This is a genomic window from Rhodococcus sp. NPDC003348 (assembly GCF_053589375.1).
In genome coordinates this window covers 13,242-38,325 of record NZ_JBSFRT010000021.1, presented here as the reverse complement: position 1 = coordinate 38,325, position 25,084 = coordinate 13,242, and the positions used below count along the sequence as shown (strand labels likewise).

At 69.0% G+C, this 25,084-nt stretch carries 21 protein-coding genes; 9 read left to right on the top strand and 12 right to left on the bottom strand.

Annotated features, from left to right (window positions below; genetic code table 11):
* Both treY and ACWDU4_RS15365 read left to right on the top strand, forming a co-directional pair.
* Complete coding sequence (treY, locus tag ACWDU4_RS15370; protein ID WP_450114765.1) at positions 1-2,310, top strand: malto-oligosyltrehalose synthase; 2,310 nt, start codon at positions 1-3, stop codon at positions 2,308-2,310.
* Positions 2,311-2,415: 105 nt separating this feature from the next.
* Positions 2,416-3,225: a mycofactocin-coupled SDR family oxidoreductase gene (locus ACWDU4_RS15365; protein ID WP_450114764.1), complete on the top strand. Its 810-nt coding sequence runs from the start codon at positions 2,416-2,418 to the stop codon at positions 3,223-3,225.
* Positions 3,226-3,316: 91 nt separating this feature from the next.
* On the opposite strand, the gene ACWDU4_RS15360 is transcribed toward ACWDU4_RS15365, so the two are convergent.
* A complete protein-coding gene (locus ACWDU4_RS15360; RefSeq protein ID WP_450114763.1) occupies positions 3,317-3,730 on the bottom strand; it encodes a hypothetical protein in 414 nt (137 codons plus the stop codon).
* Positions 3,731-4,855: 1,125 nt separating this feature from the next.
* On the opposite strand from ACWDU4_RS15360, the gene treZ reads away from it, so the two are divergent.
* Entirely contained in the window at positions 4,856-6,604 is a 1,749-nt protein-coding gene (treZ, locus tag ACWDU4_RS15355) for a malto-oligosyltrehalose trehalohydrolase (RefSeq protein ID WP_450114762.1), read from the top strand.
* On the opposite strand, the gene ACWDU4_RS15350 is transcribed toward treZ, so the two are convergent.
* Both ACWDU4_RS15350 and ACWDU4_RS15345 read right to left on the bottom strand, forming a co-directional pair.
* Positions 6,601-7,230, bottom strand: a complete 630-nt coding sequence (locus tag ACWDU4_RS15350; RefSeq protein WP_450114761.1) for a TetR/AcrR family transcriptional regulator — start codon at positions 7,228-7,230, stop codon at positions 6,601-6,603. The two genes, treZ and ACWDU4_RS15350, sit on opposite strands and share 4 nt — an antisense overlap.
* An 80-nt stretch (positions 7,231-7,310) precedes the next feature.
* A complete protein-coding gene (locus ACWDU4_RS15345; protein ID WP_450114760.1) occupies positions 7,311-8,843 on the bottom strand; it encodes an MFS transporter in 1,533 nt (510 codons plus the stop codon).
* Positions 8,844-8,924: 81 nt separating this feature from the next.
* Between ACWDU4_RS15345 and ACWDU4_RS15340 the strand changes: the two genes are divergently transcribed.
* Positions 8,925-9,512 (top strand): TetR/AcrR family transcriptional regulator, encoded by a 588-nt coding sequence (locus ACWDU4_RS15340; protein ID WP_450114759.1) that lies wholly within the window; start codon positions 8,925-8,927, stop codon positions 9,510-9,512.
* Positions 9,513-9,717: 205 nt separating this feature from the next.
* Complete coding sequence (locus tag ACWDU4_RS15335) at positions 9,718-10,836, top strand: hypothetical protein (RefSeq protein ID WP_450114758.1); 1,119 nt, start codon at positions 9,718-9,720, stop codon at positions 10,834-10,836.
* 48 nt (positions 10,837-10,884) lie between these two features.
* Here the strand turns inward: ACWDU4_RS15335 and ACWDU4_RS15330 are convergent, their stop codons facing one another.
* The 5 genes from ACWDU4_RS15330 to ACWDU4_RS15310 all read right to left on the bottom strand — a co-directional run bounded on the left by ACWDU4_RS15330 (position 10,885) and on the right by ACWDU4_RS15310 (position 17,612).
* The gene (locus ACWDU4_RS15330; protein ID WP_450114757.1) at positions 10,885-12,342 is read right to left on the bottom strand and encodes an NAD-dependent succinate-semialdehyde dehydrogenase; all 1,458 of its coding nucleotides are present in this window, start codon (positions 12,340-12,342) and stop codon (positions 10,885-10,887) included.
* Between the two features lie 78 nt (positions 12,343-12,420).
* The gene (gene gabT, locus ACWDU4_RS15325; RefSeq protein ID WP_450114756.1) at positions 12,421-13,779 is read right to left on the bottom strand and encodes a 4-aminobutyrate--2-oxoglutarate transaminase; all 1,359 of its coding nucleotides are present in this window, start codon (positions 13,777-13,779) and stop codon (positions 12,421-12,423) included.
* Positions 13,780-13,933: 154 nt separating this feature from the next.
* Entirely contained in the window at positions 13,934-15,274 is a 1,341-nt protein-coding gene (gene ilvA, locus ACWDU4_RS15320; RefSeq protein WP_450114755.1) for a threonine ammonia-lyase IlvA, read from the bottom strand.
* Between the two features lie 75 nt (positions 15,275-15,349).
* Positions 15,350-17,125 carry a pyruvate dehydrogenase gene (locus ACWDU4_RS15315; protein ID WP_450114754.1) on the bottom strand — a complete coding sequence of 592 codons (1,776 nt, stop codon included), beginning with the start codon at positions 17,123-17,125 and terminating at the stop codon, positions 15,350-15,352.
* Between the two features lie 52 nt (positions 17,126-17,177).
* A complete protein-coding gene (locus ACWDU4_RS15310) occupies positions 17,178-17,612 on the bottom strand; it encodes a nitroreductase family deazaflavin-dependent oxidoreductase (RefSeq protein ID WP_450114753.1) in 435 nt (144 codons plus the stop codon).
* 109 nt (positions 17,613-17,721) lie between these two features.
* Between ACWDU4_RS15310 and ACWDU4_RS15305 the strand changes: the two genes are divergently transcribed.
* Complete coding sequence (locus ACWDU4_RS15305) at positions 17,722-17,949, top strand: hypothetical protein (protein ID WP_450114752.1); 228 nt, start codon at positions 17,722-17,724, stop codon at positions 17,947-17,949.
* A 27-nt stretch (positions 17,950-17,976) separates the two neighbouring features.
* On the opposite strand, the gene ACWDU4_RS15300 is transcribed toward ACWDU4_RS15305, so the two are convergent.
* Complete coding sequence (locus ACWDU4_RS15300; protein ID WP_450114751.1) at positions 17,977-18,597, bottom strand: class I SAM-dependent methyltransferase; 621 nt, start codon at positions 18,595-18,597, stop codon at positions 17,977-17,979.
* Positions 18,598-18,776: 179 nt separating this feature from the next.
* Here ACWDU4_RS15300 and ACWDU4_RS15295 point away from each other — a divergent pair, with 179 nt between their 5' ends.
* Positions 18,777-19,151 (top strand): CD225/dispanin family protein, encoded by a 375-nt coding sequence (locus ACWDU4_RS15295; protein ID WP_450114750.1) that lies wholly within the window; start codon positions 18,777-18,779, stop codon positions 19,149-19,151.
* Positions 19,152-19,169: 18 nt separating this feature from the next.
* Here the strand turns inward: ACWDU4_RS15295 and dnaE are convergent, their stop codons facing one another.
* Entirely contained in the window at positions 19,170-22,715 is a 3,546-nt protein-coding gene (gene dnaE, locus ACWDU4_RS15290; RefSeq protein WP_450114749.1) for a DNA polymerase III subunit alpha, read from the bottom strand.
* A 148-nt stretch (positions 22,716-22,863) separates the two neighbouring features.
* Between dnaE and ACWDU4_RS15285 the strand changes: the two genes are divergently transcribed.
* Together ACWDU4_RS15285 and ACWDU4_RS15280 are read left to right on the top strand one after the other, a co-directional pair.
* The gene (locus ACWDU4_RS15285; RefSeq protein WP_450114748.1) at positions 22,864-23,886 is read left to right on the top strand and encodes an alpha/beta hydrolase; all 1,023 of its coding nucleotides are present in this window, start codon (positions 22,864-22,866) and stop codon (positions 23,884-23,886) included.
* 84 nt (positions 23,887-23,970) lie between these two features.
* A complete protein-coding gene (locus ACWDU4_RS15280) occupies positions 23,971-24,099 on the top strand; it encodes a hypothetical protein (RefSeq protein ID WP_450114747.1) in 129 nt (42 codons plus the stop codon).
* A gap of 41 nt (positions 24,100-24,140) precedes the next feature.
* Here ACWDU4_RS15280 and ACWDU4_RS15275 read toward each other — a convergent pair whose 3' ends face one another.
* Both ACWDU4_RS15275 and ACWDU4_RS15270 read right to left on the bottom strand, forming a co-directional pair.
* Positions 24,141-24,566: a hypothetical protein gene (locus ACWDU4_RS15275; RefSeq protein WP_450114746.1), complete on the bottom strand. Its 426-nt coding sequence runs from the start codon at positions 24,564-24,566 to the stop codon at positions 24,141-24,143.
* An 84-nt stretch (positions 24,567-24,650) separates the two neighbouring features.
* Complete coding sequence (locus ACWDU4_RS15270; RefSeq protein ID WP_450114745.1) at positions 24,651-25,061, bottom strand: DUF1003 domain-containing protein; 411 nt, start codon at positions 25,059-25,061, stop codon at positions 24,651-24,653.
* Between the last annotated feature and the right edge of the window lie 23 nt (positions 25,062-25,084).

The window sequence follows — 25,084 nt, the reverse complement described above, 5'->3', positions numbered from 1 at the left end:
TTGGAGCCGATCACGTCGACGTACCGACTGCAGTTGAGACCGGATTCGCTGACCCTGGACCAGGTTCGCGAGCTGGCCGACTACCTCGAGGAACTCGGCGTGTCCCACGTCTACCTCTCCCCGCTGTTGACGGCCGTCAACGGTTCGGCGCACGGCTACGACGTCACCGACCCGACCACGGTCTCGGAAGCGCTCGGCGGCCGGCGAGCGCTGGAGGCGCTGGTCGCGGATCTGCGCCGGCGGGCGATGGGCGTGGTGGTCGACCTGGTCCCGAACCACGTCGGCGTCGACAGGCCCGACCAGAACAGGTGGTGGTGGGACGTACTGCGGTTCGGTCGCGACTCGGAACACGCCCGCTGGTTCGACATCGACTGGACACGGGAACGGATCGCGATCCCGCTCCTCGGCGACGACGGCGTCGACGCGCTGCGGGTCGACGCCACCGGCCCGGAGCCGGTCCTGACCTATCACGAGCACCGGTACCCGATCGCGCCCGGCACCGAGGGCGACGATCCCGCTCTGGTGCACGCCCGACAGGCGTACGAACTGGTGTCCTGGCGCAGCGGACGGATCGGGTACCGCCGCTTCTTCACCGTCGACTCGCTGGCCGCGCTGCGTCAGGAGGATCCCGTGGTCTTCGCCGCTACGCACCGCGAACCGGCGTCCTGGTTCGCGGAGGATCTGGTCGACGGTGTGCGCGTCGATCACCCGGACGGTCTCGCCGACCCCACCCGGTATCTGACCGAACTGCGGGATCTGGTCGGGCCGAACCGCTGGCTGGTCATCGAGAAGATCCTCACCCCCGGAGAACACCTCGACCCAACCCTCCCGGTGAACGGAACCACCGGCTACGACGCCCTCGCCGAGTTCGGCGGCGTGTTCCTCGACCCGGCCGGTGCCGGACCGCTCACCGCGCTGCACCGGGAGCGGACCGGCGACGCCGGCGACGCCGACGCGCTGGCCGCCGCCGAACACGCGGCGAAGATCGAGGTGCTCCGCGGCGGGCTGGCGCCGGAGGTGCGGCGGCTGGCCGAGACGATCCGCGCCGGCGCGGTCGTGGACACCGCACCCCTGATCGAGGCGCTGATCGAGACGGTGGCCCGCATACCCACCTACCGGACCGACTACCGGACCGGTGCCGGACTGCTCGGTGCCGCAGTCGCCGCAGCCGCCGACGCCCGGCCCGATCTGACGGGGACGCTCTCGATCGTGACACGGGCACTGCTCGCGAACCGGGAGGCCGCGGTGCGGCTGCAGCAGGTGTGCGGCGCGGCGACGGCCAAGGCCGTCGAGGACCGACTGTTCTACCGCACCGCCCGGCTGACCTCACTCCAGGAGGTCGGCGGAGATCCGGGCCGGTTCGCGATCCCGGTCCCGCAGTTCCACCTGATGCAGGCCGAGCGGGCACGTCGGTGGCCGGCGGCGATGACGACATTGTCGACGCACGACACGAAACGCGGCGAGGACGTGCGCGCGCGGATCGGTGTCCTGTCGCAGGCGCCCGACGCCTGGGCCCGGGCGGTGCGCGAATGGGAGGAGCTCGCCCCCAGCCCCGACCCGGTGACCGGACTGCTGTTGTGGCAGACCATGTTCGGAATCTGGCCGGCCACCGGCGACCCGACCACCACCCTGCATCGCCGGCTCCACGAATACGCGGCGAAGGCGGTCCGCGAGGCCGCGGTACACACCGACTGGGCGGCGGTGAACGAGCAGTACGAGACGCGGGTGCACGACTGGATCGACGCGGTGCTGGGCGGACCGGTGGCGCGGTCGATGTCGGCGTTCGTTCGGCGACTGGCCCCGCACGGGCGGATCGTGTCCGCCGGCCAGAAACTGCTGCAACTGACCGGACCCGGCATTCCGGATGTGTACCAGGGCACCGAGCTGTGGGAGGACTCGCTCGTCGACCCGGACAATCGGCGGCCGGTCGGCTTCGACGTGCGTCGCCGGCTGCTCGCCGGGCTGTATCCGGGCGGGGCCGTCGACGAGGCGGGCAAGCTCCTCGTCGTCCGGGAGTCCCTGCGGTTGCGCCGGGAGCGGCCGTGGTGCTTCGTGGGTGCCTCGTACTCGCCCGTCCTCGCGGACGGACCCGCCGCCGATCACCTGGTCGGGTTCCTGCGCGGAGAGGAGGTGATCGCGGTGTCCGCCCGGTTCACGGTCCGGCTGTTCGAGCGGGGCTGGGACGACACCGTGCTGCCGCTTCCCCCCGGCAGATGGACCGACCGGCTGACCGGTCACGGTTTCGACGGCTACGCCGAGCTCGCAACCCTGTTCGCCCGCCGTTGGGTCGCGCTGCTGGTCCGAGAGTGACGGGCGACATACCACCCAACGAGACAAACCGGCACGCCGTGCCGTTTCAGCGCCTACCGTGAGCCACGGCACAACTGATCACGGCTAACGAAGGATTTCGACGACATGGGCAATCGGTTCGAAGGCAAGGTCGCATTCATCACGGGCGCCGCCCGCGGGCAGGGCAGGGCAGAGGCCGTGAAGTTCGCGTCCGAGGGCGCCGACATCATTGCGCTCGACGCGTGCACGAAGTTCGCGTCCACCCCGTACGAGGGCGCCACCGAGGAGGACCTCGCCGAGACCGTCCGCCTGGTCGAGGAGCAGGGCCGCAAGATCGTCGCGACCAAGGCCGACGTCCGCGACTTCGACGCCGTCACCGCCGCCCTCGACGCCGGCCTCGAGGCGTTCGGGCGCCTCGACCACGTCGTCGCCAATGCCGGCATCTGCTCCTCCGCGCTGTCCTGGGAGATCACCCTCGAACAGTGGAAGGAGACCATCGACGTCAACCTGAGCGGCGTGTTCCACACCTGCAAGGCGTCGATCCCGAAGCTGATCGAACAGGGCGAGGGCGGGTCCATCGTCGTCACCAGCTCCGTCTCCAGCCTCAAGGGCGCCCCCTTCGTCGGCCACTACGTCGCCAGCAAGGCCGGCATCGCCGGCCTGACGCGCACCATGGCGAACGAGCTCGGCATGCACCGGATCCGCGTCAACAGCGTCCACCCCTTCGGCGTGAACACCGGCATGATCATGTCCGACATGCTGCCGCTGCTCGAGCAGTTCTCCGACACCCTCGCCCCCGCCTTCATGCCGTCGCTTCCGTACGGCTTCAGCGAGCCCGAGGACGTCGCGAACGTGGTGGCCTTCCTGTGCTCGGAAGAGGCGCACCACATCACCGGCATCAACATGCCGATCGACCTGGGCAACGCCGCTCGCTGACGCGCCCGGTGCGGCAACGCCGCATCGCGCCCGGTGCGGCAACGCCGCCCGCCGACCTCAGCCGATCTCCACCGAACCGCCGACCGGGACGCTATCCGGTCGGCGGTTCGTCGTCCGCGACGCTGTCGGGCATGCCCTCGCCGTGGCGATCGAGGATCTCGCGGACCCGGCCGCCCCAGCGCTCGTGCGCGGACTGCCGGGTGATTCCCGCGGCGCGGGCGATCAACGCCCACGTGACACCGCCGGCCCGCAGCACGACCACCGTGTCGGCGCAATCCAGACCGGCCGCCAACTGCAGCCGCAGCGAGGTGAGCTGCCACGCGAGCTGCCGCTCGAGCGGAATGTCGGTCCCCTCCTCCGCCTCCCACTCCGGGGTGCCCGGCAGTGGTCCCGCCCCGACGATCAGATCGGCTTGCCTGCCCACCTCGGCCAGCGCGGCCACCGTGACCGCCGATGCCTGCGCCGTCACATCAGCGGCGAGCGCGCGCTCGATCACACTGCTCATCACAACTCCTGTCAGGGTTCGTCTGACAAATTTGTCAGGGTCATCCTGACACAGCTTGACGCCGATGTCACCCCACCGGCCGGCGCCGACGGAACCCCCGCCGAGTTCACCCGTCGCCCACTCCGCGCGTGATCGAACGACTCCGACACGCCTGCGTCACCTCCCCCTCACCGACGTCCGCAGCCCCTCGTGCCAGGCTGACCGAGAGACGACGACACCGAGGGGTGAAAGTGCACTCAGACCGTCGACGATTTCGCCACGGGCCACCACATCGCGGCAGGGCGCGCCGAATCCGCGGACAGCACAACCATCCAATGGAACACGGATCAAACTCGGATACAACGGCTTTCATGGAAGCGCACGAAACGACAGGAAGATCCGACGCGCCCGAGAACCGTTTCACCAAGCGCCCGATCAGTCCGGCCAGGACTCGACGGCACCCGGACAGCGCACCGAAGAGCAGGGACGCCGCCCTTCAGGCGAACGGCAATGCCGACGACAGGCGAACTCGCTACCCCGTCCGGCGGACCGGAACTGTGCCGAAGGCACCGACGCATCCGAGCCCCGCGGCCACCGGGCTCGTGCGGTCGACGACCGACGCGCAGTCGCGGCAGGCGGCACCGGCGACGGTCGCGTGCCCACCGCAGAGCCAGCATTCGGCACGAGCCGACGTCCAGCCTCCGAAGCCCATCACGTCCCCGTAGGCGGACCGGCATCTCGCGCACGCGTCACCCGCGGCACCGACGGATCGCGAACACCCCGGCACGGCGCACGACTCGAGCGCCTCGACACTCCGCCAGGACCCACCCGGCTCCGCTCCGACACCGTCCCGACGCCATGTACTCACATATGCCACGTTCAACAACCCTCCCCGGTTAGCTGACCTGTAATTGACTGACGCATCAACCTTCGCTGTGCGATGCCCCATACCGCACAGCTCGAGCCTTGATCAACGCGCAATCAATTCGAATTGGAACTTACACCGAATTCCTCGTGAGCGTGTCACAAGATCTCGGGTTAGCCAAGTGTTAGCGCGCAATCAAATCAACTGGACAACCAACCAATTGAACGATTGACCAAATTTGGGGGTCTCCGCTCCCGGGTCGAGTCCGGCATCCTGGACCGATGAGCGGAACACGGCACTTCGAGGTCTGGGCCCCGACACCCCGACAGGTGCGCCTTCATCTCGACGGGGCGACGCACCCGATGACCCGGGACGAGGACGACTGGTGGCACGCCGATGTGGACGCCGACGCCGAGAGCCGGTACGGGTTCGTCCTCGACGACGACCCAACCGTGCTGCCCGACCCGCGCTCTGCGCGGCAGCCGGAAGGGGTGCACGCGCCGTCGATGCTGCACGCCGTCGACCCCGGCGGCTGGACCGACTCCACCTGGACCGGCCGCCGGCTCGCCGGCAGCGCCGTCTACGAACTGCACGTCGGCACGTTCACCGCGGAGGGCACCTTCGACTCCGCGGTCCACCGCCTCGACCACCTGGTCGATCTCGGTGTCGGCTTCGTGGAACTGATGCCGGTCAACGGCGTCAACGGCGAGCACAACTGGGGCTACGACGGGGTGCTCTGGTACACGGTCCACGAGCCGTACGGCGGCCCGGACGGACTCCAGCGTTTCGTCGACGCCTGCCACCGCCGCGGACTCGGCGTGATTCTCGACGTCGTCTACAACCACCTCGGTCCGTCCGGCAATTATCTCGACCGGTTCGGCCCCTACCTGTCGACCGGACTCAACACCTGGGGCGCCTCCCCCAACCTCGACGGTCCGCACTCCGGCCCGGTGCGCCGATACGTCATCGACAACGCACTGCGCTGGCTGCGGGAGTTCCACATCGACGGCCTGCGACTGGACGCCGTGCACGCCCTTCACGATCACACCGCCACTCACCTGCTCGAGGAGCTCGCCGTCGAAACCGAGGCGCTGTCGACGCACCTGAACCGGCCCCTGACCCTGATCGCCGAGTCCGACCTCAACGACCCCATGCTGATCACACCCCGGTCCGCCGGAGGGTACGGTCTGCACGCCCAATGGGACGACGACGTCCATCACGCGGTGCACGCCGCGGTGTCCGGCGAAAGACAGGGATACTACGGCGATTTCGGCTCACTGCAGTGCCTCGCCACCACCCTGCGCCAGGGGTTCTTCCATGCGGGCACCTACTCCAGCTTCCGCGGCCGCGTCCACGGCCGGCCGATCGATGTGCGGCGCACCCCGGCGAGCGCGCTGCTCGCGTACACCTGTACGCACGACCAGATCGGCAACCGCGCCACCGGCGACCGGCCGGGCGAGTACCTCACGGTCGGGCAGCTCGCGATCAAGGCTGCGCTGATCCTGTGCTCCCCGTACACGCCGATGCTGTTCATGGGCGAGGAGTGGGGCGCGAGCACGCCGTTCCGGTTCTTCACCTCGCATCCGGAACCGGAACTCGCCGCCGCCACCGCAGCGGGACGGATCGCGGAGTTCGCCGCCCACGGCTGGCCGGCCACCGAGATTCCCGATCCACAGGATCCGCAGACCTTCCTGCGATCGAAACTCGACTGGACCGAACTCGAGACGCAACCGCACTCCCGGCTGCTGCGAACGTACCGGGACCTGCTGGCACTGCGGGCGGAGCGGGCCGAGCTCAGCGACCCGTGGCTCGACCGTCTCGACGTGGACTACGACGAGGATGCACGGTGGATCGTGCTGCACCGAGGCATGATTCGCGTCGCATGCAACCTCGGACCCGATCCGGTGACGGTCCCGGCCGGCGGCACCCCGCTGTTGTGGTGGGATCCACCGACCCAGGACGCGACCGGTGCCGCGACCGTCGTCCCCGGACATTCGTTCGTCGTGCTCGACGCCGGCCCCGGCCGCTAGCGCAGCAGCAGCCGATCGACCGCGTCCGCGAGCCAGCGCGCGTACTCGGCCGTCGACCATCCCCTGCCCTGCACGAACATGTCTCCGGTCGCGGAGGTGAACACCGACCACATGACATCGGTCGCCCCGTCGACGTCGACGCCGTCTCTTAGCAGGTGCTCGAACGAGGCGACGAGGGCGTGCATATCCGAGTAGCGCCGCTGTTCGTAGTCCGTCCAGGCGGCCGCGACCTCGACGTCGCCACCGGCCGCTCGGCGAAACTCCCGTATCAGCCCCGCCTCGTCCGCAGGCCGGGTCTCGACGACGCGGCGCAGGGCGGCGAGCTTGGCGGACTTGGACCGCGCGGTGACCACGCCGAGGAGGAAGTCCCGATCGCGCAGCGCGACCTGCTCGTCGTCACCGGTCAGCGCGCGGTCGACGGCGGCGAGCAACAACGTGGACTTGCCGCCCTGCGCGAAGACCGTCTGCGGCGCGACACCCGCCTCGGCGGCGATCTGCTTCATCGTGGTCGCCGCGTATCCGTCGCGGAGAAAGCACCGGGTCGCGGCGTCGAGCACCGTGACACGGGTCCGGGCGGCCTGCTCCGCGCGCAGGGTCGAGCGGTGGGCCCTCTTGCCGTCGGTCACCTATTCATCATCTACTCAAATGGCGACACGTCGCTCTCCGGCCGCACCCGAAGAACACCGCGGCCCGGCAGCACCGCGGCCTAGGAGCTCCGGTTCATGATCCGGTACACCAGCACCGCGTTGAGGGCCAGCACGCAGGCGGTGATCACTGCCGCCAGATGCGTGCCGCTGACGAAGGCGTGCTGGGCGGACTCGAGCAGCGCGGCGCCCACCGCGTCCGGCGCCTGCTCCGCGACGACGACCGCCCCGCCGAGGGTTTCCTGCGCGGCGTGCGCCGCGGCCTCGTCCAGACCGGAGACGTCGAGCCTGCCCCGGAAGATCGCGAGGACCACGCTGCCGAGAACCGCGACACCGAGCGCGATACCCAGTTCGTAGGCGGTCTCCGACACCGCGGAGGCGGCACCCGCACGATCCGATTCCACCGAACCGACGACGAGGTCGGAGGTCAGCGTCAGCGCGATACCGACACCGATTCCGCACAGCACGAATCCGACGACGAACGCGGCGGGGCCGCCGTCGGCACGCAGCAACGTCAGCGCCGCCGCGCCGAGCGCGGAGACCGCCAGGCCGGAAGCGAGGACGGTGCCCGGCTGCCAGCGCCGCACGAACCACGCCGCGAGCAGCGAGAACACGATGTTCATCGCGGTTCCGGGCAGCATCAGCAGACCGGCCTCCAGCGGCGTGTACCCGAGCACCAGCTGCAGGTACTGCGAACCGAAGAACAGCACGCCGGCGAACGCGAAGATCGACAGCAGATTCGTCAGCACACCGGTCGTGAACGCGGGCCGGCCGAACAGGCTCAGGTCGAGCATCGGCGCGTCGAGCACGCGCTGACGGCGCACGAAGGCCCAGCCCGCGACCAGGCCGATCGCGCCGACCGCCGCCAGCGTCCACGTCGGTCCGTGCGCGACGGACTCCTTGATCGAGTACACGAGGGGGATCATCGCCAGCATCGACAGCGCGGCGCTCGGCAGGTCGAAGCGTCCCGGGTTCGGATCCTTGGACTCGCGAATCACCAACGGCCCGAACATGATCAGTACGAGCATCACCGGCAGGTTCACCAGGAACACCGAGCCCCACCAGAAGTGCTCGAGCAGCCAGCCGCCGATCAGCGGGCCGGCAGCCGCGCCGCCTCCCGCCATCGCACCCCAGACCGCGATGGCCGTCGTGCGCTGGCGCCGATCGACGAACATCGTGCGGATCAGGCCGAGCGTGGCAGGCATCAACGTCGCACCGGCCACACCCTGCAGGGCGCGCGCGGCGATCAGCATTTCCGGGGAGACCGCGAACGCGGCCAGCGCGGACGCGAGCCCGAAGCCGACCGCGCCGATCAGCAGGAGACGACGCCGACCGATCCGGTCGCCGAGCGTGCCCATCGTCACGAGCAGACCGGCGAGGACGAAGGAGTAGACGTCGATGACCCACAGCAGCTGAGTACTGGTCGGCGCCAGGTCCGCACTGATGAACGGCAGCGCGAGGTCGAGCACCGTGCCGTCGACCGAGATCAGCAGCACAGCCAGCGCCAGCACCACCAGCCCGAGCCAGTCGCGTGGCGTGGCCCGGCCGGGGTCGGCGATGACGGACGACTGTGCGCGGTCTGCGATGACAGACACGGAAGGACTCCCCTCGGTTCCGAGATTGGCGATGGCGACGGATGTGGTACTGAACCGTCCAGCCGGTACAGTAGCCGCTCCATGCTAACAGCCAACCGTCCAGCCGGTACAGTGATTCCCGTGACAGACGCCCCCGCGCCCAGTACCCGCGACCGCATTCTCGACGCACTCGAGAAGCTGCTGCTCACCCGCGGACTCGCCCAGGTCACCCTCGAATCCGTCGCCGCCGAGGCCGGCGTCTCCAAGGGAGGACTGCTCTACCACTTCCGCTCCAAGGAGGCGCTGCTCGCCGGCATGGTGCGCCGGCTCGGCGAGCGCTCCGACCAGCAGTTGACGGAGTCCGGCCGTTCGGTGGCCGAGTGGTACCTGCAGACGATGGACACCGGCGCCACCAACGAACTCGCGCTGTTCCAGTCCACGATCGCGGCCCTGCGCTCGGTCGACGGCCGACACGGCGAGGTGCAGCAGGCCGTGATCGAGATGATGCGCTCCTGGGACGACGGACTGAAAGCCGAGATCGACGACCCGGTCCGGGCCGAGATCGTCCGCCTCGTCGGCGACGGCATCTATCTCGCCGCACTGATGGGCCTCCCCCAGCCCGAACCCGAACTGCACCGCAAGGTCGTCGACCGACTGCTCGGCCGAGAGAACGCAGACACCCCCGAGTAACCCCACACCCGAACCCCGACGCGGCCACCCACCGGCCACGACATTCGTCTCGACTCCCTCCGATCGAGGCCGCTACCGGGCGGCTACATCCCCGTCGATGATCATCGATTTCCTTGCGCGGCAGACATTTTCGCAATCAGCGCCCATCAAATAGACCTGTCGGTACGCTCACGCGCACATTGCTCGTTCACAGACAGGACACTGCATGAAGCGCGCGACCCGACTGCTCGCCGGGACCCTCACCACACTCGCCCTCGCAGTGGGGATGGCCACGGCGGCGGCGACGACTGCCAACGCAGCCCTCATCGATGCCATCAACGGCAACGATTGGACGGCGTACCCGCCCCCGGCGGGTACCCCGGCCGCCTACCCAGGCATGTTCATCGACTTCACCGGCGACATGGGCGCGGACGGTAACGGCATCACATACGTGAGCAAGTACTGCACCATGGGAGTCGTCGGAACCGACTCCGCCGGACGCAAGATCGGGATCACCGCAGGCCACTGCAGCCCGCCCGCAAGTTGGAAGGCGGGTACGACGAGGACGTTCAGCACCCCGGGTGGTGATGTCGTGCGATCCATCAAGTACACCGGCCCGGCTCGCGGCACCGTCCTTGCCGACAACGACTACCCCGTGTACGACCGCGACACCGCCAAGTGGGCGGACCAGGAGGTGAAGGCGGGCAGGCCCAAGCCCGTTGTGAACCCCATTGGATGGGTTCGCTGGGTCGACGGGGACGTGTGCGACTGGGTTGACGACGGGAGGGCTCCCGCGGATCAGGAACTCGACGGGTTCCTGCAACCCTGCCCCGAGGATCCGGAGGCCCGGGTGACCGATCTGGACAGCCGCACCGACTACATGGTGATCGAGTTCGCACCTGAGGTGCAATTGTCCAGCCAGGTCCTGAACAAGACCCGTCAGCCGGTCACGAGCACGGCAGGCAGCGGCAAGCCGTTCAAGGTCAATTCCATCTACACCGACTCGAGCGGCGCCCCGGCGCTGCCCGGCGTCGTGTTCAACTATGTCGAACTGTACGGAGCCAGGACGGACCGGGACCCCGACCTCGGAACCGGTGTCATCACAACCCCCAGCAACGGCATGATCACAAACGTGAGCCGCGGCATGATCCGCGCCGCAGCCGGCTTCAGCGGCGGGGATTCCGGCGGACCGGTGGTGCTCAAGGGCACCGGCAAGTGGGTCGGCATCGTCGCCGCGAGCACCGGTGACATCCCGCCGTGGGTCAACACCTCCGCGAAGAACATCCTGGGCGACCTCAACCCGCGCGGCATCGTGGGTAGCGGCTTCACCCCGATCAACAACTGACCATCCTGGGGCCGCGGACGGTTCATCCCGTCCGCGGCCCAACCCGTGTCACAACGGCAGCGCGACGTACTTGGTCTCGAGGTACTCCTCGATCCCCTCGGTGCCGCCCTCGCTGCCGAGGCCGGACTGCTTGACGCCGCCGAAGGGAGCGGCCGGGTCGGAGATCACGCCGCGGTTCACACCGACCATGCCGGACTCGAGCGCGTCGGCGACCCGCAGCGTACGTTCCAGTGATTGCGTGTAAATGTAGGCGGCCAAGCCGAATTCGGTGGAATTCGCGGCGGCGATCGCCTCGTCCTCGGTGTCGAATCCGGTGATCGCGGCGACCGGGCCGAAGATCTCCTCCGCGACGATCCGGGCATCGGTGGGGACGTTGTCGAGGACCGTCGGCTGGTAAAACCAGCCGGGACCGTCGACTGGGCCACCGCCGGTGCGGACGCGGGCACCGGCCGCGACCGCGTCGTCCACCAGTTCCGCGACGCTGCTGCGCTGCTTCTCGGTGATCAGCGGCCCGATCTGATTCTTCTCGTCGTAGCCGGGTCCGACGGTCATCGCAGCGATCCGTTCGGTCAGCCTGGCGGTGAACTCCTCGCGGACCGCGTTTGCGACGATCAGCCGGTTCGCGGCCGTGCACGCCTCGCCCCCGTTGCGCATCTTCGCGGCCATCGCGCCGTCCACCGCGGCGTCGAGGTCGGCGTCGTCGAACACGACGAACGGGGCGTTGCCGCCGAGTTCCATCGACACCCGCAGCACCTGCGGCGCGGACTGTTCGATCAACTTCCGTCCGACCGCGGTCGAGCCGGTGAACGTCACCTTCCGCAGCCGCGGGTCCGCCATCAGCGGACCGCTGACCGCCGCCGCGTCGGAGGTCGGCACCACCGACAGCACCCCCTCCGGCAGACCGGCGTCGGCGAACACCTGCGCCAGCAGCAACATCGACAACGGGGTGGCCTCGGCGGGCTTGACGATCATCGTGCAGCCGGCGGCGAGTGCGGGTCCGATCTTGCGGGTTCCCATCGCGAGCGGGAAGTTCCACGGCGTGATCGCCAGGCACGGCCCGACCGGCGACTTCGTCACCAGGATCCGGCCGTTGCCGGACGGGGCGGTGGTGTACCGGCCCTGGATGCGCGGGGCCTCCTCGCTGAACCAGCGAAGAAACTCCGAGCCATAGGCCACCTCGCCGCGGCTCTCCGCGAGCGCCTTGCCCATCTCCAGGGTCATCAGCAGCGCGAAGTCCTCCGCCCGGTCGGTGACGAGTTGCCATGCAGCGCGCAGGATCTCGGCGCGCTGCCGCGGCGCCGTCGCCGCCCACTCCCCCTGCACGCGAGACGCCGAGTCGAGTGCCCGCAGCGCGTCCTCCGCGGTCGCATCGGCGACCTCGGCGAGCACCTCGCCGGTCGCCGGGTTGTGCACCGCGAACGTGCCGCCCCCGGACGCGTCACACGGCTTGCCGTCGATCCACAGTCCGGTGGGCACCGCGGCGAGGAGTTCATCGAAGTTGTTCATGGTGTTCCTTTGCGTACAGGGCCGGTGCACGACGGAGCCGGCTCGCTCGACGGGACGCACCCCAACCCTATCGGCGGATCAGCCACCGGCACCTCCGGCGAGGCCGCGAATCGCGGACACGAGCACGTCCACTCCCTCGAGGAGCAGATCGTCGCCGATCACGAGTGGCGGCAGCAGCCGAATCACGTTGCCGTACGTTCCGCAGGTCAGGGTGATGACGCCCTGCGCGAAGGCCGCGGCGGCCACCGCCCTCGTCAGGGCGGGATCGGGGTCCGTCGTGCCCGGGGAGACCAACTCGAGTCCGAGCATGGCGCCCCGGCCGCGCACGTCCCCGACCGCGGGGACGCTGTCGGCGAGTGCCCGCAATCGCGGCAACACGAGGTCCTCGATCTGGCGGGCCCGCGCGGGGAGGTCGAGGCGGCGCATCGTGTCGATCGAGGCCAGCGCCGCCGCGCAGGCCACCGGATTCCCGCCGTAGGTGCCGCCGAGTCCGCCGGGGTGCACGGCGTCGAGCAGGTCGGCGCGCCCGGTGATCGCGGACAGCGGCAGCCCACCGGCGATGCCCTTGGCCATCGTGAGGATGTCGGGCACCACGCCCTCGTGGTCACTGGCGAACCAGGTTCCGGTGCGGGCGAAACCGGTCTGCACCTCGTCCGCCACGAAGACGACCCCGTTCTCGCGCGCCCAGGCCGCGAGCGCGGGCATGAACCCCGGTGCGGGAACGATGAATCCACCTTCACCCTGAATCGGTTCGAGCACCAGCGCGGCCACGCTGTCCGCACCGATCTGCTTCTCGATCGCGGTGGTCGCGCGTTCCGCGGCCTGCTCACCCGTCAGACCGGGCGTGTCCCGGAACGGATAGGACATCGGCATGCGGTAGATCTCGGGCGCGAACGGCCCGAAGTGCGACTTGTACGGCATCGCCTTCGCCGTCAGCGCCATCGTGAGGTTGGTGCGCCCGTGATAGGCGTGGTCGAACGCGACGACCGCCGTCCGGCCCGTCGCCGACCGCGCCACCTTGACGGCGTTCTCGACGGCCTCGGCACCGGAGTTGAACAGCACCGACCGCTTCTCGTGGCCGCCCGGTGTCAGGTCGGCGAGTTCCTCGGCGACCCGGACGTAGCCCTCGTACGGGGTGACCATGAAGCAGGTGTGGGTGAAGTGTCCGACCTGCTCGGAGACCGCGCGGGCCACGCCGGGATCGGCGGCCCCCACACCGGTGACCGCGATCCCGGAACCCAGGTCGATCAGCGAGTTGCCGTCCACGTCGACGAGGACTCCACCGTCGGCGTCGGCGGCGTAGATCGGCAGCGAGGAAGCCACCCCGGCTGCCACCACCGCTTCCCGGCGGGCCGTCAGGGCACGCGACCTAGGCCCGGGCAACTCGGTGGACACCAACCGTTGTTGCGGGAGCCGATACCGAAACTCTGCACGCATCGCCTATAAGTGTGCGCCGGATCGCCGCCTCGTGACACCCACTTGCGACCGGTCAGGGCATCCGGCTCAGCTCGCGTCCGGCCGCCGCAGCGTCATCACCCACAGCGCACCCATGTGGCCCCAGCGTCCGGATCCGGGGTCCCGGAGGGACGGGTCAGGTCAGGTAGCGGTACGCGGGCGAGCCGGGTTCGAGCTGCTCGACCTTCATCGGCGAGGCCGCCAGCCGCTCGAGCAGCGCGCTGATGCCGTCCGCCGAGCCGAGCTCGATACCGACCAGCGCCGCCCCCGTCTCCCGGTTGTTGCGCTTGACGTACTCGAACAGGGTGATGTCGTCGTCCGGGCCGAGCACCTCGTCGAGGAACCGCCGCAGCGCGCCCGGCTCCTGCGGGAAGTTCACCAGGAAGTAGTGCTTGAGACCGAGGTGCACGAGGGAACGTTCGAGGATCTCGCCGTACCGGGAGACATCGTTGTTGCCGCCCGAGATCAGGCACACGACCGTCGAACCCGGCTCGAGTTCCATGTCGGCGAGCGCCGCGACGGACAATGCGCCCGACGGCTCCGCGATGATGCCCTCGTTCTGGTACAGCCCGAGCAGTGCGGTGCACACCGCACCCTCGTCCGAGTGGGTCATCGTGAAGTTGCCCGTCCCGGCGCTGGGCCGCGCCACCAACGGCAGCGAACTGTGCGTGACCACCTCGACGCCGAGACCCGACATCACCGCGAACGGCAGGTCGCCGATGCGCCGCACCGCCGTCCCGTCGACGAACGGGTCGATCTCCGGCAACGTCACGGGAGTACCGGCCACCAGCGCCGCCGTCATCGACGCCGCACCGCTCGGTTCGACCCCGATGATCGCGGTGCTCGGGGAACGCTCGTGCAGGTAGGTGGCGATGCCGGCGATCAGGCCGCCGCCGCCGACGGGCACGATCACCGCGCCCGGTTCCTCCCCCAACTGCTCCAGGATCTCCGCGGCAATGGTGCCCTGTCCGGCCGCCGTGCGCGGGTCGTCGAACGGCGGCACCATCGTGGCGCCGGTGCGGCGGGCGTCGTCGGCGGCCGCCTCGGCCGCCGCGTCGTACGTCTCACCCGTGGCGATCAGCTCGACGAAGCCGTCACCGTGCGCGAGGATGCGGTCCCGCTTCTGCCGCGGCGTGTTGGCGGGCACGTAGATCCGGCCCTGGATCCCCATGCTGCGGCAGGCGAACGCGACGCCCTGCGCGTGGTTGCCCGCACTGGCACACACCACACCCGCGGCCCGCTCCTCGTCGCTGAGCTGCACGATCAGGTTGTAGGCGCCGCGGATCTTGAACGAGCGCACCACCTGGAGGTCCTCGCGCTTGAGGTACACCCTGGCGCCGGTGGCGACCGACAGCCGGGGGCAGTACTGCAGCGGGGTCGCCTCGACGACGCCGGAAATTCGCTTCGCGGCGGCATCGATCTCGCGCGCATCCAGCGGCGCAGCCTTCACGTCAGCAAGTTCCCGGGTATTCGACACCCGTCCATGCTGCCACTTCGCGGCCGTCGGTGATCAACTGGGCCGCGTTCGGCCGGCCCACGTCCTGCGGTCCGGTCACCCTCCTGCGCCGAACTGCGACGGGCGCGGAATGTTGCGCAGGTTCGACTTCGCCATCTTCACCGCCTCGCCGACACCGCCGTTCATCACCATCTTCGACATCGCCAACGCGAAGCCCTTCACCTGGCCGGCGCTGATCGAGGGCGGCAGGGACAGCGCCATCGGGTCGGTGACGAGGTCGAGCAGCGCCGGGCCGTCGTGGTCGAGGACCGCACGCAGCCCGGATCCCACGTCGGCGGGGTCCTCCACACGTCGCGAGAAGATGCCGAGTGCGGCGGCGACCGCGGCGTAGTCGACGCCCGGGACGTCGACGCCGAAGTCCGGGAGCCCGTCGACGAGCATCTCGAGCTTCACCATCCCGAGGGTCGAGTTGTCGAAGACCACCACCTTGACCGGCTGCCGCGTCGCCGCGAGGGTGATCAGCTCCCCCAGCAGCATCGACAACCCGCCGTCGCCGGACACCGAGATCACCTGCCGCCCAGGGCATGCGACCTGCGCGCCGATCGCGTGTGGCAGCGCGTTCGCCATCGACCCGTGCAACGCAGAAGACAGGAACCGGCGCGACCCGTTCGGATTCAGATAGCGGGCGGTCCACACGTTGCACATCCCGGTGTCCGCGGTGAGGATCGCGTCCGGCGCAGCCAGGTCGTCGAGGACCGACGCCGCGTACTCGGGGTGAATCGGCGTGCGCTGCCTGATGTCTCCGGTGTAGGCGCCGACGACCTTGTCCATCAGCGTCCGGTGCCGCGTCAACTGCGAGTCGAGGAAGCCCCGGTCGGGTTTGCGCCGAACCAGCGGCGCCAGCGCTCGCAGCGTGCTGAGCGTGTCGCCGTGCACCGCCAGGTCCAGTCCGGTGCGCCGGCCGAGTTTGGCCGCGTCGCAGTCGATCTGCGCGGTTGGGACGCCGTCGGGCAGGAACTGGTCGTACGGGAAGTCGGTGCCGACGAGCAGCAGCAGGTCGGCGTCGTGCATTCCGTCGTGGGCGGCGCCATACCCCAGGAGGCCGGTCATTCCGACGTCGTACGGGTTGTCGTACTGGATCCATTCCTTGCCGCGCAGGGTGTGCCCGATCGGCGCACCGACCTGCTCGGCGAAGGCGAGGACCTCGTCCCGTGCGCCGCGCACCCCGGCACCGGCGAAGATCGCGACCCGCTCCGCGTCGTTGACCGCGTCCGCGAGCGCGGCAACGTCCTCGGCGGCCGGGACGATCGCCGGCGGCCGGGTCCGGATCAGGGCGGGCGGCACGCCCTCCGCGGGCCGGTCCGCGACGTCACCGGGCAGGGTGATCACCGCGACGCCGGGCCCGGCGAGGGCATGCTGCATCGCGGTGTGCACCACCCGCGGCGCCTGCGCAGGCGCGCCGATCAGTTCCGTGTAGACCGAGCACTCGACGAACAACCGGTCCGGATGGGTCTCCTGGAAGTACCCGGTGCCGATCTGCACGCTCGGGATGTGCGAGGCGATCGCGAGCACGGGCGCCCCCGACCGGTTCGCGTCGTAGAGGCCGTTGATCAGGTGCAGGTTGCCGGGACCGCACGAGCCCGCGCAGACCGCCAGTTCCCCGGTGACCTGCGCGTCGGCGGACGCCGCGAACGCCGCCGCCTCCTCGTGCCGGACATGGATCCAGTCGATGCCGCCCGCCGCCGCACCCCCGGAGCGGCGGACGGCATCGACGATCGGGTTGAGGCTGTCGCCGACGATGCCGTAGATCCGGCGCACGCCCGCGGCGACGAGCTGCCCCACGAGTTGGTCCGCGACGGTACCGGGCGCCATGGCGACCTCCGTTCGGCCGAGCCGGACTTCCGAAAGATACTGCGGCGTCGAACTACTGCGGCGTCAGGACGAAGACCGGAATCTGCCGGTCGGTCTTGGTCTGGTACTCCGCGTAGTCCGGGAACGCGGCGACGGCCAGCTCCCACCACTGCGCCTTCTCGTCGCCGGTGACCTCGCGGGCGATCATGTCCTGCTTGACCGTGCCGTCCTGAAGTTCGACGTGCGGGTCGGCGATCACGTTGTGGTACCAGACCGGGTTCTTCGGCGCGCCGCCCAGCGAGGCGACGATCGCGTACTTTCCGCCCTGTTCGACCCGCATCAGGGGCGTCTTGCGCAGTTTGCCGGTCTTGGCGCCGCGAGTGGTCAGCACCACCACGGCACGGCCGTTCAGTGTGGTGCCCTCGGTGCCGCCCGAGCTCTCGTACAGGTCCGCCTGGTCGGCGGCCCACTTGCTGGGACTGGGTTCGTATTCTCCGGTCAATGGCATGCGACCAGTCAACACCGCGGCGGCCGCAGCCGCAGCCCGAGACCCGCGTCACACATTCCAAGACAATTGTTCGGTGGACCGAAACCTTGTACGCCGGTAGCCTGAACTCATGACCACCGCCGGTTACCCCCACACGTCGCACTCCCGCGACACGATCGACATCGCCGGGACCGCGTGGCCGCTGTACAAGCTCGAAGCCCTCGTCGCGGGCCTGCTTGTCTTCCTGACCGTGCTGATCATCGCGCAGAACCTGCAGCCGGCCGTCCTGGTCGCCGCCGGCGCGACCGTCGTCGTGTGGTGGGCGCGTCGTTTCCAGTGGAACACCGCCAACCGCTGACCCCCGCCGGTCGACGGCACCCCAGCGCTACCCCGCGTCGTCCGGCAGTCGATGTGCGCGAAGGACGACATCGTGGGTGTGATGCGCACCCGCGCCGCCGTTGACCGAACGTTCACGAATCTCGCTCACGACGACACTCCAGCTGTCGTCGAGTCGCGCGGCGACGTCACCGGGCTTGACCCACTCGTCCGGGTCGAAGCCGTGTTCGCGAGCCTCCGCCTCGTCCCGCAGGTCGTGGTGAACGACGAGCAGCGTGCCGCCGGGCGCGACCGCGGCGATCAGCGCCCGTTCCGCGGCACCGTCGGGTGTGGTGCGCAACGCCGGGTACTGCGCAGAGACCAGGTCGAAACTCCCCGCGGGCAGGTCGGCATCCAGGAGTCCGGCCGACACCCAGGTGATGTCCACACCCTCCGCTGCCGCGTGGGCCGCGGCTCGGTCGAGTGCGACCCGTGAGACGTCCAGTGCCGTGACCGTCCACCCCCGGCGGGCCAGCCACACCGCGTCGGCGCCTTCGCCGCAACCGACATCGAGCGCGCGTCCCGGTGACTCATCGGCCGTTTCGCGTACGAGGGTGCCGTTCGGCTCCCCGCTCCACACGCGGTCGTTCTCGCCGTAGCGCGCGTCCCATTCGGCTGCCTCAGTGGTCATGCTCGCCACTGTGCAGCGAGACCGGCCGGTCGGACAACCGACGTTGCCGAAGAAGCAAGAACTGCCCCGGCTTCGGCCGTCGAACTCCGGCACGTTCCCCGCTCTACCTGCGAAATCAGGGCAGACCGGCGCGAACCGGTCGTACTGTGGTTGGTGGGAACACACCACCAGGAGTCGTCATGTCCACTCCGACCGAACCGACGGCCACACCCCCACCGGAATCCGCTCCCCCGTCGCCGGGCAGCGGTCCCGCCTATCCGCCGAGACCCCCGAGCAACGCGGGCTGGGCGGTCGCGGCACTGATCTTCTTCTGGCCACTCGCCTTCTCCGCCTTCACGCACGCCGTCGACGTGTACCCGCTGTGGGCGGGCGGCGATCCGGCCGGCGCGCGGGACGCCTCCGAGCGGGTCCGCCGCCTCGGCCAGATCTCGCTGTGGCTGTTCGGCGGGCTGCTGCTGCTGTTCCTGATCGTGTACGTCATCGTCGCCGCCGTGGTGATCTCCCACGGCGGCGCCTACGACGTGACCTGGCACCACAATCGCATGATGCGGTGAGGCAGCTGCGAATGCCGGCTAGCCGCTCAGGCAGCCTGGACCCAGCAGCGCCTTGAGGTCGCCCATCAGCGCCGACGACGGCTCCACCCGCAGGCTGTCGTCGAGCTTGAGCATCGTGATGCGAGACCCACTGACCAGGCGCAGGTGCACGTCCGAGGTACCCGGATGCCGGGTGAGCACCTGCTTGAGCGCGCCCACCTTGTCCGGGGTGCACAGTCGCGTCGGCAGGCTCACCGCGAGCGGCTTGGCCACGCCGATCGCCGAGAGATCCGGCACCGCAAGATCGTTCGCGATGATCGAGACCCGCTCGTCGCGGACGTTGACCCGGCCCTTGACGAGCACCACCGAGTCCTCGGCGATGTCCATCCCGTACACCGAGTAGGCCTGCGGGAAGAAGATCACCTCGACCGAGGCGCCCCCGACACCTTCGAGTTCGGTTGCCGCCCAGGTCAATCCGTTCTTGTTGATCCGGCGCGTCACCGACGCGAGGATGCCGCCGACGGTGACCTGCGCGCCGTCGCCGGCCTGCCCCTCGAGGATCGCGGCGATCGGGGTGTCGGTCTGCGCCGTGATCACGTGCTCCACCCCGTCCAGCGGATGCCCGGAGACGTACAAGCCGAGCATCTCGCGTTCCAGGGCCAGCTTGTGCTTGGTGTCCCACTCCTCGTCGGGCACCTTCACGTTGAACACCGACGCGATCGACTCGTCGGCGTCGGCGCCGCCGAACAGGTCGAACTGGCCGACGGCCTCCGCCTTCTTGGTGCCCATCACCGCGTCGATCGCGTCGGTGTGCACCAGGAACAGGCCCTTGCGCGGATGCTCGAGCGAGTCGAACGCCCCGGACTTGACCAGCGACTCGGTGACCTTCTTGCTGCACGCCTGCGCGTCGATCTTGTTCAGGTAGTCGGAGAAGTCGGTGAACTTCCCCTTCTCGGTGCGGGCCGCGATGATCGACTCCACGACGTGGGCGCCGACGTTACGGACCGCGCCCATACCGAACCGGATGTCCTCGCCGACCGAAGCGAAGTTCACCACCGACTCGTTGACGTCCGGCGGCAGCACGGTGATGCCCATCGACCGGCAGTCCGCCAGATAGATCGCCGACTTGTCCTTGTCGTCACCGACCGAGGTCAGCAGCGCGGCCATGTACTCGGACGGATAGTTGGCCTTGAAGTACGCGGTCCAGAACGACACCAGGCCGTAGCCCGCGGCATGCGACTTGTTGAACGCGTAGCCGGCGAACGGGAGGACGGTGTCCCACAGCGCGGTGATCGCCGCCTGGGAGAAGCCGTTCTCCTTCATGCCCGCGGCGAACCCGTCGTACGCCTCGTCGAGGATCTCCTTCTTCTTCTTGCCCATCGCGCGTCGCAGCAGGTCGGCCTGGCCGAGGGAGTACCCGGCGACCTTCTGCGCGATCTGCATGATCTGCTCCTGGTAGACGATCAGGCCGTACGTCTCGGCCAGGATGTCCTTCAGGGGTTCCTCGAGCTCCGGATGGATCGGCTTGACCTCTTGCAGGCCGTTCTTGCGCTTGGCGTAGTCGGTGTGCGCGTTCACACCCATCGGGCCCGGCCGGTACAACGCGAGCACCGCGACGATGTCCTCGAAGCCGGTGGGCTTCATCAGCTTGAGCAGGCTGCGCATCGCGGTGCCGTCGAGCTGGAAGACGCCGAGGGTGTCGCCCCGGGCCAGAAGCTCGTAGGTCGCCGGGTCGTCCAGCGGCAGCTTGTCGAGGTCCAGGTCGATGCCGCGGTTGGCCTTGAGGTTCTCGATCGCGTCGCCGAGGACCGTCAGGTTGCGCAGACCCAGGAAGTCCATCTTCAGCAGACCGATGGCCTCGCACGACGGATAGTCCCAGCCGGTGATGATCGCGCCGTCCTGTGCGCGCTTCCACACCGGGATCGCGTCGGTGAGCGGCTCGCAGGACATGATCACCGCGCAGGCGTGCACGCCGGCGTTGCGGATCAGACCCTCCAGACCGAGCGCCGTGTCGTAGATCTTCTTGACGTCCGGGTTGGTGTCGATCAGCTGACGGACCTCGACGGCCTCCTTGTACCGCTCGTGCTCGGGGTCGGTGATGCCCGACACCGAGATGTCCTTGGCCATGATCGGCGGCGGCAGGGCCTTGGTGATCTGGTCGGCGATGGCGAAGCCGGGCTGGCCGAACTGAACCCGCGCGGAGTCCTTGATGGCGGCCTTCGTCTTGATGGTGCCGAACGTGATGACCTGGGCGACCTTGTCGGTCCCCCACTTCTCGGAGGCGTAGCGAACCATCTCGCCGCGACGGCGATCATCGAAGTCGATGTCGATGTCGGGCATGGACACGCGCTCGGGATTGAGGAACCGCTCGAACAGCAGGCCGTGCGGGATCGGGTCGATGTTGGTGATGCCCATCGCGTACGCGACGAGCGACCCGGCCGCCGAACCACGGCCCGGACCGACCCGGATGCCGACGTCCTTCGCGTGGTTGATCAGGTCGCCGACCACCAGGAAGTAGGCCGGGAAGCCCATCTCGTTGATGACCTTGATCTCGTACTCGGCGCGCGCGATGTAGTCCTCCGGCACCGACTGGCCCGGGAACCGGGTCTCGCGCAGGCCGCGCATCACCTCGTGATGCAGGAACGACTGCTGGGTGTGGCCCTCGGGCACCGGGAAGATCGGCATCCGGTCCCGGTGCGTCCAGACGTCGTCGTACGGCTGCACCCGCTCGGCGATCAGCAGGCTGCTGTCGCAGGCGCCGGGCACCTCGGTGTCCCAGATCGCCCGCATCTCCTCCGCGGACTTGAGGTAGTAGCCGTCACCGTCGAACTTGAACCGCGTCGGATCCGAGAGCGTCTTGCCGGTCTGGATGCACAGCAGCGCCTCGTGGTTCTCGGCCGCTTCCTTGGTGACGTAATGGCAGTCGTTCGTCGCCAGCGGCGGGATGCCGAGCTGCTTGCCGATGTTCAGCAGGCCCTCACGGACCCGGCGCTCGATGGACAGGCCGTGGTCCATCAGCTCGAGGAAGAAGTTGTCCTTGCCCCAGATCTCCTGCCACTTCGCGGCCGCCTCGAGGGCCTCGCGGTCGTGGCCGAGCCTCAGCCGGGTCTGGATCTCCCCCGACGGGCAGCCGGTGGTCGCGATGATGCCCTCGTGGTGCTCGGCGATGATCTCCTCGTCCATCCGGGCCCACTTGCCGAGCTGCCCCTCGATCGACGCGCGCGACGACAGCTTGAACAGGTTGCGCAGACCGGTCGCGTTCTCCGCGACCATCGTCATGTGGGTGTACGAACCGGAGCCGGACACGTCGTCGGACTTCTGGCTCGGGTCGCCCCACAGCACGCGCTTGGTGTTGAACCGGGACTCCGGGGCGATGTACGCCTCGATGCCGATGATCGGCTTGATCCCGGCCGCCTTCGCCTTGTTGTAGAACTCGCTGGCTCCGTACATGTTTCCGTGGTCCGTCATCCCGACCGCGGTCATGCCCAGCCGCTGGGCCTCCTTGAACAGCGGACCGACCTTCGCCGCGCCGTCGAGCATCGAGTACTCGGTGTGATTGTGAAGATGGACGAAGGAGTCAGCCACGCACCGAGTGTAGGCGGTCGGGGGGACACGATTTCCCGGCACGCCGGGTGCCTTCTCCCGGCACGCCGGGGCCACCTGCGCCGACCGGTGGCCGACGTGACGGACGATACCCACCGGACCCCGATCCGCACCCGAACCTGGAGTATCCGTGACCCTCGAATCCCTCGCCCCGACACCCACCCGGCATGGGCGGGTCCTGCTGTGGAGTCTGGCCGGGCTGGCCGGCGGCATCACGGCCCGGTGCATCCTCAGCCCGCGCCCGGGCGCACTGCTGATCCGCCGGGTGTTCGGCCGGGCGACGACGGACGCGAACGCCGCGCTGGCGGTCCACGAGCCGACCGGGGTCGAGTCGGTCACCGGCATGCGGTACCGCCACGACGACCCCGACGCCCTCTTCGACGTCCACTTCCCCGTCGGCACCGACCGAGCGCTGCCCACGGTGGTGTGGACCCACGGCGGCGCGTGGATCTCCGGCCACCGGAGCGACTACGCGACCTACCACCGGCTGATCGCGGCCCGCGGATACACCGTCGTCTCCGTCGGCTACTCCCTCGGCCCGGAACGGACGTACCCAACCGCGGTGCACCAGCTCAACGACGCGCACGCACACCTGATCGCGAACGCGCGGGACCTGCACATCGACCCCGACCGGATCGTGCTGGCCGGCGACTCGGCGGGCGCCCAGCTGTCGAGCCAGCTCGCGGCGGCCGTCACCGACCCCGGCTACGCCGCCGAGATCGGCGTGGTGCCGGCCCTGACGCCGGACCGGCTGCGCGCGGTGGTGCTGAACTGCGGAATCTACGACGTGCCCGCGATGACCGGGGGCTCCGGACTGATCGGGTGGGGCGCCGACCACTCCCTGTGGGCGTACACCGGCGTCCGCGACGTCGCGGGCTCACCCGCCGCGGCGCAGATGTCCACCCTCCGCCACGTCACCGCGGACTTTCCGCCCACCTATCTCAGTGGCGGCAACGCCGACCCGCTCACCGCGACCCAGTCTCGCCCGCTGGCGGAGGCGCTGACCCGCCTCGGCGTCGACGTCACCGAGGTGTTCTATCCCGACGACCACGAGCCGCCGCTGGCACACGAGTACCAGTTCGACCTGGACACCGCCGCCGGTGCGGCCGCACTGGAGAAGACCGTCGCGTTCCTCGCGGCGCACACCCGGTAGCGGTCGGACCGGCGAGTCCGGAGACCCCCGTCGACACCGCACGACGCGCTCGCATCGACCACGCACACACGCCTCGGCGGTGCAATGTCGGCTTCAACGAGGACGCGCTTCCTCGACGACGGATCGTTCTGGCCGACGGCGTTCGCCGTGCTCGAGGTGACCAACGAGATCGAGCAGCGACTGCGTGCGCTCGTGCGCAAGGCCGCCGGATAGCCGATCCGCAGCTCGGCGCCGATGCCGCGACCTGCATGGAATCAGGGATTGAGCTTGTCGGCGTTCGCTCGCGCACACAACGCGTCGAGCGAGGCGGATTCGGCTTCGTCGATCGCGGCCTGCGCGAAAATGATTGCGTCGAAAGCGTAGTCTTCCGCGTAGTCGGCTTCACGCGCGGCGGCTTTCGCGTCGCGATCCGCCCTCCTCTTGTCGCTGTCGGCCCGAACCCTGATGACGTGGGCATGCCACCGTTCACGGATCTCGTCCCAGTGGGACGACGCCCTCCCGGCGCTGTCCGCCTTCTCCTTGAAACGATCCGCTGTGGCAGCGGCCCGATCGCGGGCAGTCGCAGCGTCCTCTTTGAGCGGGTCCATTCCCCGCTCCCCGGCGGCCGCGAGTCTGCCCGCGGCTTCCCTGGCCTTCTCCGACATCCGAACGAATCTCTCGCTCAGCTCGTTGCTCGCCATCGAATACTCCTGGGTTTGCGAGGAGCGCCCACATGACAGGTCTCAGGTAATCCGAGCCGCCGATGCAGCACTCCCAGACACCGGTCATTCCGTAGCGGGCTTCGTGGTGCCGCCGGCGCGTTCGTTCAGTTCCAGGGTGAGCTGGTGGATCTGACGAGTGAGGTTCGTGTTCTCGACCAAAAGGGTGTTGACACTTTGATAGTCGCTGTCGGCCTTCATCTGCTGGAAGGCGGATTGGCGGTTCTGTCCGATCATGACGAAAGTCGAGAGGAAGATCGCCTCGAGTGACACGATGAGGGTCAGCGTCGGCCAAGGACTCTTCTCGAAGACGAGCATCCACAATGCGAACAGGATCGCGTGAATGTAGACGAAGTGCATCGAACCGGCGAAAGCCGTTATCCTGTCGGCGATCCGGAGCTGCAGGTCGGCGGCTCGTTTTTCGAATTGGTCGACCACTGCCGGATGATGCACGACGTTGGGATCGAGTCTGCGCATGGAATCGTCACCTCCGGGCAGGC